11 protein-coding genes are annotated in these 15,872 nt (G+C 70.4%); 7 read left to right on the plus strand and 4 right to left on the minus strand.

Features of this window, described 5'->3' with window-relative positions; all coding sequences use genetic code 11:
- Window positions 1-36: 36 nt before the first annotated feature.
- Complete coding sequence (locus RC2_RS06205; protein ID WP_068150097.1) at window positions 37-639, plus strand: histidine phosphatase family protein; 603 nt, start codon at window positions 37-39, stop codon at window positions 637-639.
- 312 nt (window positions 640-951) lie between these two features.
- Complete coding sequence (locus RC2_RS06210; RefSeq protein WP_082895608.1) at window positions 952-2,229, plus strand: MFS transporter; 1,278 nt, start codon at window positions 952-954, stop codon at window positions 2,227-2,229.
- 29 nt (window positions 2,230-2,258) lie between these two features.
- Here the strand turns inward: RC2_RS06210 and RC2_RS06215 are convergent, their stop codons facing one another.
- Window positions 2,259-4,013 (minus strand): DEAD/DEAH box helicase, encoded by a 1,755-nt coding sequence (locus RC2_RS06215; RefSeq protein WP_068150102.1) that lies wholly within the window; start codon window positions 4,011-4,013, stop codon window positions 2,259-2,261.
- A 158-nt stretch (window positions 4,014-4,171) separates the two neighbouring features.
- On the opposite strand from RC2_RS06215, the gene RC2_RS06220 reads away from it, so the two are divergent.
- Together RC2_RS06220 and RC2_RS06225 are read left to right on the plus strand one after the other, a co-directional pair.
- Window positions 4,172-5,959, plus strand: coding sequence for an AMP-dependent synthetase/ligase (locus RC2_RS06220; protein WP_068150105.1), 1,788 nt, complete (start codon window positions 4,172-4,174; stop codon window positions 5,957-5,959).
- Window positions 5,960-6,020: 61 nt separating this feature from the next.
- The gene (locus tag RC2_RS06225) at window positions 6,021-7,592 is read left to right on the plus strand and encodes a molybdopterin-dependent oxidoreductase (RefSeq protein WP_068150107.1); all 1,572 of its coding nucleotides are present in this window, start codon (window positions 6,021-6,023) and stop codon (window positions 7,590-7,592) included.
- Here the strand turns inward: RC2_RS06225 and RC2_RS06230 are convergent.
- Window positions 7,585-8,199, minus strand: coding sequence for an alpha/beta hydrolase (locus RC2_RS06230; protein WP_068150110.1), 615 nt, complete (start codon window positions 8,197-8,199; stop codon window positions 7,585-7,587). The two genes, RC2_RS06225 and RC2_RS06230, sit on opposite strands and share 8 nt — an antisense overlap.
- A 109-nt stretch (window positions 8,200-8,308) precedes the next feature.
- On the opposite strand from RC2_RS06230, the gene RC2_RS06235 reads away from it, so the two are divergent.
- Together RC2_RS06235 and RC2_RS06240 are read left to right on the plus strand one after the other, a co-directional pair.
- Complete coding sequence (locus RC2_RS06235; RefSeq protein ID WP_068150113.1) at window positions 8,309-9,304, plus strand: alpha/beta hydrolase; 996 nt, start codon at window positions 8,309-8,311, stop codon at window positions 9,302-9,304.
- A gap of 26 nt (window positions 9,305-9,330) precedes the next feature.
- Window positions 9,331-12,777, plus strand: coding sequence for a TM0106 family RecB-like putative nuclease (locus RC2_RS06240; protein WP_068150154.1), 3,447 nt, complete (start codon window positions 9,331-9,333; stop codon window positions 12,775-12,777).
- On the opposite strand, the gene RC2_RS06245 is transcribed toward RC2_RS06240, so the two are convergent.
- Complete coding sequence (locus RC2_RS06245) at window positions 12,747-13,889, minus strand: type III PLP-dependent enzyme domain-containing protein (protein ID WP_068150115.1); 1,143 nt, start codon at window positions 13,887-13,889, stop codon at window positions 12,747-12,749. The genes RC2_RS06240 and RC2_RS06245 overlap by 31 nt on opposite strands.
- A complete protein-coding gene (locus RC2_RS06250) occupies window positions 13,886-14,509 on the minus strand; it encodes a TetR/AcrR family transcriptional regulator (RefSeq protein ID WP_068150119.1) in 624 nt (207 codons plus the stop codon). Before RC2_RS06250 ends, RC2_RS06245 begins: the two co-directional genes overlap by 4 nt.
- A 52-nt stretch (window positions 14,510-14,561) precedes the next feature.
- Between RC2_RS06250 and RC2_RS06255 the strand changes: the two genes are divergently transcribed.
- On the plus strand, window positions 14,562-15,854 hold the full coding sequence (locus RC2_RS06255; protein ID WP_068150121.1) for a D-arabinono-1,4-lactone oxidase: 1,293 nt from the start codon (window positions 14,562-14,564) through the stop codon (window positions 15,852-15,854).
- Window positions 15,855-15,872: the final 18 nt, after the last annotated feature.

The raw sequence follows: 15,872 nt of genomic DNA on the forward strand, positions 1-15,872 counted from the left end.
GGTGACCCCGTCCGCCCCCGATACGCTGGGCCGACCATGCCCGAGACCCCGTCTTACGACTCGACCTCGAACCACGTCACGGTCGCCCTGGTCCGCCACGGCGAAACCGACTGGAACCTCGAGGGCCGCTTGCAGGGCTCGTCGGACATCCCGCTGAACGACGAGGGCCGCCGCCAGGCCCGCGACGCGGGCATCACGCTCTCCGCCGGGTCGTGGGACGTCCTGGTGAGTTCGCCGCTGGTGCGCGCGGCGGAGACGGCGGACATCATCGGCCACGTCGTCGGGCTTTCCCGTTCGGCGGACCACGACGACCTGGTCGAACGTCGGTTCGGCCACGCCGAGGGACTCACCGGCTACGAGGCGTGGGCCTACTGGCCCGACGGCCGTTACCCCGGCGGGGAGAGCCGCGCAGACCTGGCCGAACGCGGTCGCCGACGACTGGACCTGCTCGCCGAGGAGCATCGCGGCCGGTCGGTGGTCGCCGTCGCGCACGGCGGCGTCATCCGCGCGATCCTCGAGACGATCATCGGCCACCCGCCGCCGCGCATCTCCAACGCCGGCATCTCCGTCGTCGAGACCGATGGTGCGGGATGGACGGTGCGGACGATCGATTCGGTCCCGGTGCGCCGCCGGCGGTGACGGGCCCGAGTACGTGTTCGCCGACGCCGCGACGGAGGATTCCGGCAAGGCAGGCGACGACATCGGCACGGTTCGGACGCACTGCAGGTGAGAGCACCGGCAGTCGTTCGCACGGGTCACGATGGCGTAACGAAGGTGGCCGCCGCCCCTCTCGATGCCACGATTCCGACCCCGGTTGGGTAGGCACGACGGGTGACTTCCCCGGATACGACCCCTGACCGAAGTCCCGACCGACCGGCCGGTGCCGCCGACCCCCGCGCTCCCCACGACCCACCGGACGGCGTGCTGCGCCGCGCGATCGGCGCCTCGGCGATGGGCAACGCCACCGAGTGGTTCGACTACGGCGTCTACGCCTACACCGCCACCTACATCTCCCGGGCGTTCTTCCCGGAGGACCTCGAATCCGCCACCCTCTTCACCCTCGGCATCTTCGCGGTCTCCTTCCTGGTCCGCCCGCTCGGCGGGCTGGTGTGGGGCCCGCTGGGCGACCGCCTCGGCCGCAAACACATCCTGGCCCTGACGATCGTGCTCATGGGTACCGCCACGTTCCTCATCGGTGTGATCCCGAGCTACGACTCGATCGGCTTCTGGGCGCCCGTGCTGCTGGTGATCCTGCGCATGATCCAGGGCTTCTCCACCGGCGGCGAATACGGCGGCGCGGCGACGTTCATGGCCGAGTACTCCCCCGACCGCAAGCGCGGATTCTTCGGCAGCTTCCTCGAATTCGGCACGCTCGGCGGGTTCTCGCTGGGCGCCCTCGTCGTCCTCGCCGTCGATCTCGCGTCGACCGACGCGTTCATGGACACGTGGGGCTGGCGGCTGCCGTTCTTCGTCGCCGGCCCGCTGGCCCTGATCGGCCTCTACATGCGCTCCAAGCTCGAGGACACCCCGGTGTTCCGCGAGCTCGAGCAGTCGAACGAGGTCGAGCACGAGACGCGCACGCAGTTCCGCGAGCTGATCGCGCAGTACTGGCGGCCGATCCTCACCCTCATGGGTCTGGTGGTGGCGCTCAATGTCTGCAACTACACCCTGCTGAGCTACATGCCGACCTACCTCGAACAACGCATCGGGTTGACCAGCACGTCGTCGTTGTTCCTGGTGGTGATCGGTCAGCTCGCCATGATGGCCGTGATTCCGTTCGCCGGGTCGCTCTCCGACAAGGTCGGCCGCAAGCCCCTCTGGCTGGTCTCGATGGTGGGCCTGTTCGTCTTCGCCATCCCGATGTACCTGCTGATGGCGGTGAACTTCGCCTGGGCGATCGTCGCGTTCACCGTGCTGGGGCTGCTGTACGTGCTGCAGCTGTCGACCATCTCGGCGACGTTCCCGGCGATGTTCCCCACCCACGTGCGGTTCGCCGGCTTCGCCATCGCCTACAACGTGTCGACGTCTCTCTTCGGCGGCACGGCACCCGCCGCCAACGAGTGGTTGGTCGAACGCACGGGCAACGACCTGGTGCCCGCGTTCTACATGATGGGCGCGTGCGTCGTCGGGCTGATCGCCCTGCTGTTCGTCGCCGAGACGGCGGGCGCGTCGCTACGCGGCCGCGCCGTCCCGGGGGTGGACACCGAAGCGCACCCGACCGCGCGCTGAGCCGGCGGCGGCGCCGTCGCCGACACCGTTCAGCGGCGGCGCGGCCCCGTGTCCCGCTGCAGCTGAATCAACTGTCCGCTGATCCTGGTGCGGCGCAACGCTTCCAGCGTTTCGTCCGCCAGGTCGGCGGGCAGTTCGACCAGGCTGTGGTCGGGGCGGATGCTGATGTGCCCGAAGTCGCTGCGGCGCAGACCGCCCTCGTTGGCGATGGCGCCGACGATCGCACCCGGCACCACCTTGTGTCGCTTGCCGACGCTGATCCGGTAGACCGCCATGTCCTGGTCGGTCCGACGCGACTTGCGCACGGGCGGCGCGTTCCGATCGTCGAACGTCCGCTCGGGGCGCTCACGCTTCTCCCGCGGCGCCGGGGGCGGCTCGGGCGCCATGAGGAACGCCTCGCCGTCGCGGGACTGCGTGGCCAGCGCCGCGGCGATGTCGGCCAACGGCACGTCGTGCTCGCGTTCGTAGTCCTCGATCAGCCGGCGGAACAAATGCAGCGACGGCGACTGCAGCGACGTGGTGATCGAGTCGGCGAACTTGGCGACGCGCTGCGCGTTGACGTCGTCGACGCTCGGCAGCTGCATCTCGGTGATCGGCTGGCGCGTGGCCTTCTCGATCGCCCGGAGCAGATGACGCTCGCGCGGCGCGACGAAGAGCAGCGCCTGGCCGGCGCGTCCGGCGCGTCCGGTGCGGCCGATGCGGTGGACGTACGACTCGGTGTCGTGCGGGATGTCGTAGTTGACGACGTGCGAGATGCGGTCGACGTCGAGTCCGCGCGCGGCGACGTCGGTGGCGACGAGAACGTCGAGGGCACCGCTCTTGAGCTGGCCGATGGTCCGCTCGCGCTGCGCCTGCACGATGTCGCCGTTGATCGCGGCCGCCGAGAAACCCCGGGCCCGCAGCTTCTCCGCGAGGTCCTCCGTGGCCTGCTTGGTGCGGACGAAAATGATCATCGCCTCGAAGTCCTCGACCTCGAAGATGCGCGTGAGGGCGTCGAGCTTGCGCTGGTGAGCGACCTGCACGTACCGCTGCGTGATGTTCGGCGCGGTGGAGGTCGCGGTCTTCACCGTGATCTCGACCGGATCGTGCATGTACTGCTTGCTCATCTTGCGGATCGAGCTCGGCATGGTGGCCGAGAACAGCGCGACCTGCTTGTACTCCGGGGTGTCGGCGAGGATGCGCTCGACGTCCTCCTGGAAGCCCATCTTGAGCATCTCGTCGGCCTCGTCGAGCACCAGGTACTCGAGGTGCGACAGGTCCAGCGCGCCCTTCTCGAGGTGGTCGATGACGCGGCCCGGGGTGCCGACGATGATCTGGGCACCGCGTCGCAGACCCGACAGCTGCACGCCGTACGCCTGGCCGCCGTAGATCGGCAGGATGTGCAGGCCCGGGATCTTGGCGGCGTACTTGCCGAAGGCCTCGGCCACCTGCAACGCCAGCTCGCGCGTCGGGGCGAGGACGAGTGCCTGCGGGACACGGTTGGCGACGTCGAGACGCGAGAGGATGGGAACGGCGAACGCCGCCGTCTTGCCCGTGCCCGTCTGCGCGAGTCCGACGACGTCCTTGCCCGCCATCAACGGCGGAATGGTGGCCGCCTGAATGGGCGACGGGGACTCGTACCCCACGTCGGAGAGCGCCGCGAGGACGCGATCGTCGATGCCGAGATCGGCGAAGGTCTGCTCGGGGGCCGCGTCGCGGGGTGCCTCTGGGGTGGGCTCTGGGGTGGGCTCGGACGCGGTCGACGCCGGGCGATCGCCGGTGGATTCACCGTCGGGAGTGCTCATGTGCACCAGAGTCTAGTCCCGATCGGCCCCCGCGGTTCCCACCCGACGCTCGACTCATTCGATTCGGACAAACGGGATACCGGGGAGACCGCCCGCTTCGGCCCGACCTGTGATCCAATACACAGCACATCGAGTGCTACTGGAAGGTAATCACGACCGTGCGCGAATACTCCGTCCCCGCGTCCTATCAAGTTCCCGACGACGTCTCCATGGCGGACAGCGTCTTCACGTACGCGCAGGACACCCCGAGCTGGGTTCCCTTCCAGCGTCGAAGCGGATCCGCGTTCGTCGACGTCACCGCGAAGCAGTTCGCGGACGAGGTCGCCGCTGCCGCGAAGGGCCTCATGGCCTCGGGCATCGAGTTCGGCGACCGCGTCGCCATCCTGTCCGCGACCCGGTACGAGTGGGTCGTCCTCGACTACGCGATCTGGACCGCCGGCGCCTGCACCGTGTCGATCTACGAGACCTCGGCGGCCGATCAGGCGTCGTGGATCCTCGAGGATTCGGCGACGAAGCTGCTGATCGTCGAGACCAACGATCACCTCGAGCGGGTCAAGGAGGTCACCGAGAAAGCGGAGGCGCTCCGCGAGACGCTGGTGATCGACGGCGGTGCGGTGGACGAGTTGGTCACCCGCGGCCGGTCGGTCTCCGACGAGGATCTGCACGCTCGCCGCAAGCAGGTCACGGCCTCCTCCGCGGCGACGCTCATCTACACCTCGGGAACCACGGGTCGCCCGAAGGGTGTGCAGCTCACCCACGGCAACTTCTACGCCGAGACCTCGGCGACGCAGGTGGCCCTCCACGATCAGATGACCGAGGGCAAGCGCACGCTGCTGTTCCTGCCGATGGCGCACGTGTTCGCTCGCGCGGTGTCCTTCGGTGCGTTCGAGGCCAAGGTCACCGTCGCCCACACCTCGGACACGACGACGCTGGTGGAGCAGTTCGCGGAGTTCCAGCCGGACTTCATCCTCTCGGTGCCCCGCGTGTTCGAGAAGGTCTACAACTCGGCCAAACAGAAGGCGCACGACGGCGGCAAGGGCAAGATCTTCGACCAGGCCGCCGAGGTCGCCATCGAGTGGAGCACGGCGCAGGACACCGGCGGCGCCGGTCTGGGGCTCAAGCTCAAGCACGCGCTCTTCGACAAGCTGGTCTACTCCAAGCTGCGCGCCGCTCTCGGCGGGAAGTGCCAGAGCGCGCTGTCCGGCGGCGGTCCCCTCGGCGCCCGGCTCGGACACTTCTTCCGCGGCATCGGTGTTCCGGTCCGCGAGGGCTACGGCCTGACCGAGACCAGTGCGGCCGTCACGGTCAACACCACCGACAAGCAGCGCATCGGCTCGGTGGGTCGCCCCCTCGCGGGCCATGCCGTGAAGATCGCGGAGGACGGCGAGGTGCTGGTCCAGGGGCCGGTGGTCTTCTCCGGGTACTGGCACAACGACAAGGCCACCGAGGAGTCCATCCGCGACGGCTGGTTCCACACCGGCGACATCGGATCGCTGGACGACGAGGGCTTCCTCTCGATCACCGGCCGCAAGAAGGAGATCATCGTGACGGCCGGCGGCAAGAACGTCGCCCCCGCCGGTCTCGAGGACGCCATCCGCTCGCACCCGCTGGTGAGCCAGTGCCTCGTGGTGGGCGACGCGAAGCCCTTCATCGGCGCGCTGATCACCCTCGACCCGGAGGCGCTGCCGGGGTGGTTGGAGCGGCACGGGCTCGACAAGGAGACCCCGGCGTCCGAGCTGACCACCAACAGCGACCTGGTCGCGGAAATCGACGCCGCCGTCGCGTCCGCCAATTCCAAGGTGTCCAACGCCGAGCAGATCAAGAAGTACACGATCCTGCCCGGCGACTTCACCATCGAATCCGGTGAACTCACCCCGACGATGAAGCTGAAGCGCAACGTCATTCTCGAATCGCACGCCAAGGAAGTCTCCGAGATCTACGGCTGACCCACGCGGGCGTCGGGGCCGTTCTCCCAAGCCATTCCACGAACGGCCCCGAATACCGCACATGACCACCGCGCCCACCGTCGACACCCCGCTGGACGACGCCCGCACCCGCATCCACCCGTTCTCCCGGATGCTCGCGGGCGTCATCGCCGCCGGCATGGTGTTGGCGGTGGGCGAAGTACTGTCGCTGTTCTTCTCGCCGGCCTCGTCCCCGTTCCTCGCCGTCGGATCGACCACCGTGGACCGGACGCCGGCGTGGGCACGCGAGTTCGCGATCGACACGTTCGGCACCAACGACAAGGTCGCGCTCTTCGTCGGCATGAGCGTGCTGATCGTGGTGATCTCCGCGATCGCCGGTCTGCTCGAGCGACCGTCCCGACCGATCGGGTCCCTGATCCTGGCCGTCCTCGGCGCGGTGGGCGTGTTCGCGGTGACCCAGCGGCCCACGGCCGACACGGTCGACGTCATCCCCACCGTCGTCGGCGTGATCGTCGGCATCGTCGTGCTGCGCCTGCTGGTGCGCGCGCTCGTCCCCCCGCCCGGTGTCCGGGACGGTGCGATGCCGCGCCGGAAGTTCCTCGTCCTCGCGGGCGCCGCTGCGGCCGTGGCCGTGGCCGCCGGTGCCGTCGGCCGCTACGTCGGCGAGCGCGCCGCGGGGCTCGCCGACGACATGCGCAACTTCCGCATTCCGACGGTGCCCGCCGGAAACGCCGCGCCCGCCATTCCCGCCGGGACGGACATCGGGGTCGACGGCGCCACCACCTTCGTCACCGCCAACGACACCTTCTACCGCATCGACACCGCCCTCCAGGTGCCGCAGCTGACCACCGCGGAATGGCAACTCCGGATCCACGGAATGGTCGATCGCGAGATCACCCTGTCGTGGGACGACCTCATGGCGCGGACACCCGTGGAGCGCGTCATCACGCTCACGTGCGTGTCCAACGAGGTCGGCGGGCCACTGGCCGGCAACGCCACCTGGGTCGGGTTCCCGATGAAGGACATCCTCGACGAGGCCGGGGTGCAGGCGGATGCCGACATGCTGCTCTCGACCTCCATCGACGGCATGACCATCGGCACGCCCGTCGAGGCGCTGCGGGACGGCCGCGACGCCATGCTGGCGGTGTCGATGAACGGGCAACCCCTGCCCCTCGAGCACGGCTACCCGGTACGTCAGGTGGTGCCCGGCCTGTACGGCTACGTCTCCGCCACCAAGTGGGTGGTCGACTGGGAGCTGACTCGATTCGACCGTGCGAAGGCGTACTGGACCGATCGCGGGTGGGGTGAACGCGGACCGATCAAGACGGCGTCGCGGATCGACGTGCCGGCAGCGTTCGCGCCGGTCTCGCCCGGCCCGGTGCGCGTCGCCGGCACCGCGTGGGCCCAGCAGGTCGGCATCGACCGCGTCGAGGTCCGGGTGGACAACGGGCCCTGGCAGGACGCCACCCTCGCCGAGGAGTACTCCGTGGACACGTGGCGTCAGTGGTACTGGGACTGGGAGGCCACCGCCGGCAACCACAACATCCAGGTCCGGGCGACGGACCGCACCGGTGCCACCCAGACCGAGGAGCGCACGCCGCCGATTCCGGGTGGATCCACCGGCTGGCACACCCGCACGATCATCGTCAGCTGACGAACGCGGCCGCCTCGTCGGTCACGACGCGGTGGACCTTCTCGTGCAGCAGATCGTGGCCGGCGTCGTCGTACTCGCGCAGCGTCACCGTCGTGCCGCGCACCAGGTCACGGACCCCGTCGATCGGCACCATGCGGTCGTCGACGCCGTGCATCGCCAGTGTGGGGATGCGGGCGGCCCGAATCAGCTCGTCGCGCGTGACCAGGCGACTCGGCACGGCGATCAGCACGGCCGCGGTGACGCCACTGTCGACCCAGCCCGAGACCCCGCCCGCCAGCATCCGCACCGCGGTCGCCGACCCCAGCGAATGCCCCATCACCGCGACGCCACCCGCGGACTCGCGGACCAGGTCGACGAGCAGACGGGCGTTCTCGGCCAGGGCGTCGAGGTACGACGCGTCGTCACCGATGTCGCCCTCCGACAGCCCGTGGCCGATGTGGTCGAGCGCCGTCGTCTCGATTCCGTGCGCGGCCATGGCCGCGCCGAAGCGGTGGTACTGCCCCGAGTGCTGACCGCGCCCGTGCAGGAAGACCACGTGCGCACGGGGCGACTCGGCCGGCCAGCGGCGGTAGTGGACGCGTCCACGTGATCCCTCGAAGAACGGCATGGGGACCATTCTGATCCGTTTCGACGGGGCCGGGAATCGTGACGGAGCCGTGACGGCATCGTGGCGCGACCGACTCCGCCCGCGCGGCATCGTCTGACACGATCGGACCATGAAGTACGTTTCGTCCCGCCGTGCCGTCTCCCGTCTCGCGTCGGGGATCACCGCCGCCCTGGTCGCCGCTCTCGCCGTGTCCGTGCTGGTGGTCCCGACCGCCGCGGCACAGGACGGCCCGCGCGTGGTCGGCGTCCGCGACCTGTCACCGACGCACTCGGTGGTCGACGTCTTCTCCCCGGCCATGAACAGGGTGATCTCGAACGACGTGCTGCGGCCGCGCGGCGGCGGCGCCGCGCCGACGCTGTACCTGCTGAACGGCGCGCTCGGCAACGAGGACGGAGTGGGCTGGATCAACAACTCCGGCGCGGTCGGGTTCTTCGCCGACAAGGCCGTGAACGTGGTGCTCCCCATCGGCGGCCGGCTGTCGTTCTACACCGACTGGCTGGCCGACGACGCGCTGATCGGCCGGAACAGGTGGCAGACCTACCTCACCGCGGAACTGCCCGCCGTGATGGACCGCCACCTCGACAGCACGCGTCGCAACGCGGTCGCCGGGGTCTCGATGAGCGGCGGACCCGCCCTCGATCTCGCGATCCAGGCACCCGGCCTCTACCGTGCCGCCGCGTCCCTCAGCGGCTGCCCGGCGTCGTCGAACCCGCTGGCGCAGGCCGCGATCTCGGTGATGATCGGCGGCGCGCTCACCAACCCGTTCGCCATGTGGGGCGTCCCGGGGGCGCCGGGATGGACGCAGCACGACCCGTCGCAGAACGCGCACCGACTGCGTGGCACCGCGGTCTACGCCGCGTCGGCGTCGGGCATGCCGGGGCCGGTGGACGGCATCCCTCCGGGCAGCATCTTCCCGGTGGGCGGCGCGGCCGTGGAGGCGATGGTGAACGTGTGCACCGGCATCTTCGCCGACGCCGTGCGCGCGGCGGGCGTACCCGCGACGATCTCGATGCGCGACCAGGGCTCGCACAGCTGGGCGCTGTTCGAGGACGAACTGCGGGACGCGTGGTTCTCCACGATCGCCCCGGCGCTCGGCACCCGCTGACGGACCCTCTCACTACGCTGGCGGTCGTGTTCGTTCTCGACGACGACCTGATCCACAGTGCGGGTGACCTCGCCCTCGCCGCGCGGTGCGAGTTCGCGGTGCTGCGCACTCTCGACGCGCATCTCGGACGCCTCGACGCCGACGCGGTCGCGGGGACGGACGACGCGATGCTCGCGCGGCTGTCCCGGCTGGGTTCCCAGCACGAGGCGCGGCAATGGGCGGCGTATCGGCGGCAGTTCGGCGACGACGCGATCACCGTGGAGCGGCCGGGGCGGATGCGGTCGGAGCTCGCGGCCGCCGCGGCCGTCACACTCGACGCGGCGGCGCGGCGAGCGCCGGTGATCTACCAGGGCACGTTCTTCGGCGACGGATTCCTCGGGTTCAGCGACTTCCTGGTGTACGACGAGGACGTCGACGCCTACGAGGTGCAGGACACGAAACTGTCGCGGACCGAACGGGTTCCGTCGATCCTGCAGCTTGCGGCGTACGCGGAGGCGCTGACCGCCGCGGGTATCCCGGTGTCGAACACCGCCCGCCTCGTGCTCGGCGACGGCACGCGCACGGCTGTCCACCTTCCCGACGTCCTGCCGGTCCACCGGCGGGCGCGGGCCGAATTGGTGGCGCTGCTCGATGCGCACCGCACCCAACTGCTGCCCGCCGACTGGGCCGACGCGGACGTGCGAGCCTGCTTCCGATGCGAGCACTGCGCGCCGGAGGTCGAGGCAAGCCGCGATCTGCTGCTGGTCGCCGGGATGCGGGTGTCGCAGCGGGCCGCTCTGCTCGCCGCGGACATCACGACGATCGACGCGCTGGCCGCGTCGTCGGGCCCGGTGCCCGATCTGTCCGCCCGCAGCCTCGCCGGGCTGCGCGACCAGGCACGCGTGCAGGTCCGGCAGGAGTCCACCGGATCGCCCGTCGTCGAGTTCCACACAGCGTCGGCGCTCGGGGCCCTCCCCGGGCCCGACGACGGCGACATCTTCTTCGACTTCGAAGGCGACCCGCTGCACACCGAGAACGGGTCCACGGAGTGGGGACTCGAGTACCTGTTCGGCGTACTCGAGACCGATCGCGCGTTCCGCCCGTTCTGGGCTCATGATCGCGAGGAGGAGCGACGAGCGTTCACGGCGTTCGTCGACTACGTGCGGGAACGACGACGGCAGTACCCCGCCATGCACGTGTATCACTATGCGGCGTACGAGAAGTCGGCCCTGCTCCGGCTGGCGGCGCGCCACGGCGTGTACGAGGACGAAGTCGACGATCTGCTGCGCGAGCAGGTGCTGGTGGACCTCTATCCCGTGGTGCGCAGCGCGCTGCGGATCGGTGCCCGTAGCTACAGCATCAAGAAGCTCGAGCCGGCGTACATGTCCGAGGTGCGCGGCGACGTGGCCGACGCGGTCGCGTCCATCACCGAGTACGCCCGCTGGCGGGACCTGCGCGATCGCGGCGAGCTCGACGAGGCCGAGTCGGTGCTGGCCGAGATCGCGGACTACAACCGCTACGACTGCGAGTCGACCCTCGAGCTGCGGAACTGGTTGCTGGCGCACGCCGCCGAGGCGGGGGTCACGCCCCGCGGTCCGATCGAGTCGGCCCCACCGACCGACGACGACGAGTCGCCGAACCCGGCGCGAGATGCTCTGCGCGAGTTCGCCGGAGCACCCGGTGACCGCACGCCCGAACGGCAGACGGCCGCCCTGCTCGCCGCTGCGGTGGACTACCACCGCCGGGAGGACAAGCCGTTCTGGTGGGCGCACTTCGATCGCCTCTCGTCGCCGGTGGACGAGTGGGGCGACACCCGGGACGTCTTCGTCGTCGAGAGCGTCGAGTCGATGTCGGAGTGGGTGAAGCCCTCGCCTCGGCACAACGTCCGTCGCACCTCGGTGCTGCGCGGTGAATTCGGCCCCGGCAGCGCCGTTCGGGGCGCGAAGGTCGCAGTGCTGTACGCGCCCCCGGCGCCGGAGTGGATCAAGCCGGAGCTCCGGGCCAATCCGCAGTACCGGTGGACCGCCACCGGGACCATCGTGGCCGTCTCCGAGGACGGGGCCTCCGTGACACTCGAGGAGTCGATCCCGAAGGGCGCGGACCCGCACGATCTCGAACCCGTGGCCACCGCGCCCACGCCCGGACCCGCCACGACCACCGTGCGCGCCGCCATCGCCGCCACGGCGGTCGAGGTCGCCGACGCACTCCCCCACGTGCCCGAGTCGGCCGTCCTCGACCTGCTCCTGCGTCGCCGTCCGCGCACCCGGTCCGGTTCCCCGCTGCGGACCGACGACCCCTCCGTCGCCGGGATCACCGCCGCGCTGCTCGACCTCGACGGGTCCTACGTCGCCGTCCAGGGCCCACCGGGAACAGGCAAGACGTACACGGGCTCTCGCGTCGTGGCCGCGCTCGTCCGCGACCACGGATGGCGCGTCGGCGTCGTGGGCCAATCGCACGCCGTCGTCGAGAACTTCCTCGACGCCGTCGTCGATGCCGGACTGGACGGAACACGCGTCCACAAGAAACCCGTATCCGACCGGCCGCGCCGATGGACGGCGTCGGCCAAGGACGTCGATGTCACCGCTCTCGACGGCGGCTGCGTGGTCGGGGGCACGGCGTGGACGATGACCAACCGCAAGAACATCGCCGAGAACGCGTTCGACCTGCTGGTGATCGACGAGGCCGGCCAGTTCTGTCTGGCCAACACCGTGGCCGTCGGCCGTGCCGCGCGGAACCTCCTCCTGCTCGGCGATCCACAGCAACTCCCCCAGGTGAGCCAGGGCAGTCACCCGGAACCGGTCGACGCCTCCGCGCTCGGATGGCTGGCCGACGGAGCGGACACGCTCCCGGCGGATCGGGGTTGGTTCCTCGCCACCACCCGACGCATGCATCCCGACGTCTGCCGCGTGGTGTCCGACCTGTCCTACGAGGGCCGGCTCCGCGCGCACGAGAGCGTGGACGACAGGTCCCTCGACGGCGTCGCGCCGGGTGTCCACACGACGTTCGTCGATCACGTCGGGAACGCGACGTCGTCGCGCGAGGAGGCCGACGAGGTGGTGCGGCTCGCGCGATCCGTGATCGGACGGACGTGGCGGACCGGCGCCGAGTCGCGACCGCTGGAGTCGGCCGACGTGCTCGTGGTCGCCGCGTACAACGCCCAGGTGGCGGTGATCCGCGCGGCACTCGACGCCGCGGGACTCACGGACACCGCGTGCGGCACGGTGGACCGCTTCCAGGGGCGGGAGGCCGCCGTCGTCATCGTGTCGATGGCGGCGTCGGCTCCGGAGGACGTACCGCGAGGAATGCCGTTCCTGCTGTCGCGCAACAGGATCAACGTCGCGCTCTCGCGCGGGCAGTGGGTGTCGTACGTGGTGCGCTCACCCGCGCTGACGCACTACCTGCCCGGTACGCCGGTCGAGCTCTCGCTGCTGGGCGCGTTCATGCGGGTGAGCCCGGACCTCGTTCAGCCGAAGGTGCGGCCCTCGCCGCGGTAGGTGGGGACGGTCGTGCGGGCACCGTTCTCCACGAGATGGACCACGTCGAACCGCTCGCACACCTCGCCGGCCTTGGCATGCCGGAACCACACCCGGTCCCCCAGTGATGCACCGGATCCCACGATCGGGGTCTGCACCTCACCGACGCCCTCGGTGCGGAGCAGGCGGCCGGGTCCGACGATGCTCGGCACGCGCGATCGTCCGGTCGGTCCGGACGCGATGTACCCGCCCGAGAAGGCCGTGGCGATGCGGGACGTGGGCGTCCGCACGACGGGAAGGGCGAAGAACAGCGCGGGGGTGGGGGTGAAGGCGTCGTACCCGTCGAAGAGTGTGGGCGCGAAGATGCCGGACCCGGCGGTGACCTCGGTGACCGACGGATCGGCCGCGGAGATCTCGAGGGACCCCGTACCGCCACTGTTGACGATGCGCAGCGGGCCGACGGCGTCCCGTAGGGCGTCGACCACCGCGGCGCGACGATAGGCCAACTCGCCGGCCGAGCGCCGCTTCATCCACCGCACTGCTCGGCCCGAATCGGGAAGTCCCGCGATCTGCGCCTCGTAGAACATCACGCCCTGGACAGCCATCCCCCGGCGCGACGCCTCGCGTCCGAGCCGGACGACGTCGTCCGGCGTGCGCAGCGGGGACCGACGGACGCCGATGTGCGCGGGTCCGAGCCGCAGTGACGCGTCGACGTCGAGGCAGACCCGCGGCGGCGACGCCCACGGGCCCACCGACTCGAGCAGCTCGAGGTGGGCCGTGGAGTCGACCATCAGTGTGATGCGCTGCGCCGCAGCGGAGTCGGACGCGAGCTGCGCGAGCGCGCCGCGGTCCACGGTGGGATAGCCCATCAGCACGTCGTCGCACGCCGACCACAGAGCCTCGCGCAGCGACCACGCCATGATCCCGGCGAAGCCCGGAGTGGCCAGCGCGCGATCCAGAACGGCCCGGACCCGGACGGACTTCGAGGCGACCCGAATCGGAGTCCCGCCCGCGCGCCGCACCAGCGCGGCCAGATTGGCGTCGATGGCGGCGACGTCGGCCGCGAGCAGCGGCGGATCGAGGTCGGCCGTGGCGGAGTTCAGGCGGTCGATCGGGGCGTCGGTAGCCGTCATCGGACTGCCGCCCAGTTGGCGACGCGGTCGGCCAGCACGTCGAGTTCCATTGCTGCGGAACCGGAGTCGCGGTCGACCAACCACCGGAGAACCACGCCGTCGAGAGTGGCGAGGATCGAGCGGACCATCACGGGCACGGGCACGCTCCAGGTGGTGGCGGTGGCCTCGGCCACGTCGACGAGGAAGGGAGCGGTGGCGTCGTCCATTGCGCGGTACTGGCGCTCGGCGATGGTGCGATGCGAGCCGGCGGCGCGCACCGCGTACGCGGTGATCTCGTAGGTGAGGATCTGGCGTTCCGGTGTCGCCTCGATCGCCGCCCACAGCGCGCCGAGGCCGCGTCGCACCGTCTCCCGGACGGCCGGGGGTCCGACGCCGGTGCGTGGCACCGCGTCGAGTGCGGCGCGGACGGCCTCGCCGAGTTCTGCGATGAGGAGGTCCGCCATCGCCCCGACGACGGCATCCTTGTTCTCGAAGCAGTAGTGCACGACACCGAGTGACACCTCCGCACGCTCCGCGATTCCGCGGACCGTCACGGCGGCGATGCCGTGGTCCACGGCGAGAGCGAGTCCGGCGTCGGCGAGGTGTCGACGTCGGTCGTCGACGGAGAGTCGAGTAGGCACGTCGCCGACCCTAGGTCTTGACTTGGACGCTTGTCCAGTATTTGATCCGAGCATGACATGGTCGAACTGGGCCGGTAACCAGGAGGCGAACCCCCATCGGGTGACCCGTCCACGCAGCGACGCGGACGTGCGCGACGTCGTCCGTCGGGCGCCGGGACGCGTCAAGGCCGTCGGCGCAGGCCACTCCTTCACCGGCGCCGCGGTGACCGACGGGACGATGGTCTCGCTCGACCTGCTCACGGGGATCGAGTCGACGACGCCGGGCCCGGACGGCACCACCGACGTGACCGTTCGCGCCGGCACTCGACTCGGCGCGCTGTGCGCGATGCTCGACGACCGCGGTCTGGCGTTGACCAACATGGGCGACATCGACGTGCAGTCGGTGGCCGGCGCGATCTCGACCGGAACCCACGGCACCGGGGCTCGGTTCACCGGGCTGGCCGGTCAGGTGGTGGGGGTGCGGTTGGTCCTCGCCGACGGGACGGAACGGACCGTGTCGGAGGGGCCACTGTTCGAGTGTGCCCGGCTCGGGCTCGGCGCGTTCGGCATCCTCACCGCCGTGACGCTCCGCTGCGTGCCGGCGTTCCTGCTCCGAGCCGAGGAGACGCCGGGCCGACTCGGTGAGGCGCTCGATCGGTTCCCGCACGACACCGCCACGATCGATCACCCCGAGTTCTACTGGTTCCCGCACACCGATCGTGTTCTGGTGAAACGCAACACGCGCCTGCCCGCCGACGCCACGCCGGCGCCGCTGAGCCGAGTCCGGCGGTGGTTCGACGACGACGTGATGGCCAACGGCGCCTTCGAGGTTCTCAACCGTGCGAGCACCCGGGTGCCGGCGGTCATCCCGCGTCTCAACCGCGTCTCGGCGGCGGCGTGGTCCGGGCGAACGATGACCGACCGCAGCCATCGGGTGTTCGCATCCAGTCGGCGAGTGCGGTTCCGGGAGACCGAGTACGCGATCCCTTCCGACGCCGTGCCCACGGTGGTCCGCGAACTCGACGCCTGGATCCGGCGCACCGACTACCGCGTGACCTTCCCGGTCGAGATACGGTGCGCCGCTGCGGACGACGTGTGGCTGTCCACCGCTCACGGCCGACCCAGCGCATACGTGGCCGTGCACCAGTACCACCGCCGACCGGACGGCGGGTACTTCACCGCGTTCGAGGCGATCGCGCGCAGCGTCGGAGGTCGGCCGCACTGGGGCAAGCTGCACAGCCTGGGCGCCGACGAGCTCCGCACGCTCTATCCGCGATACGACGACGCACTCGCCGTCCGCGCGGAGGTCGACCCGACCGGCGTGTTCGACAACGACTATCTCCGGCGGGTCCTTCCTCTCGGCTGATCGGGCACGGTGAATCGC

This window comes from Rhodococcoides corynebacterioides NBRC 14404 (genome assembly GCF_001894765.1).
In the GTDB taxonomy this organism is placed as follows: Bacteria; Actinomycetota; Actinomycetes; order Mycobacteriales; family Mycobacteriaceae; genus Rhodococcoides; species Rhodococcoides corynebacterioides.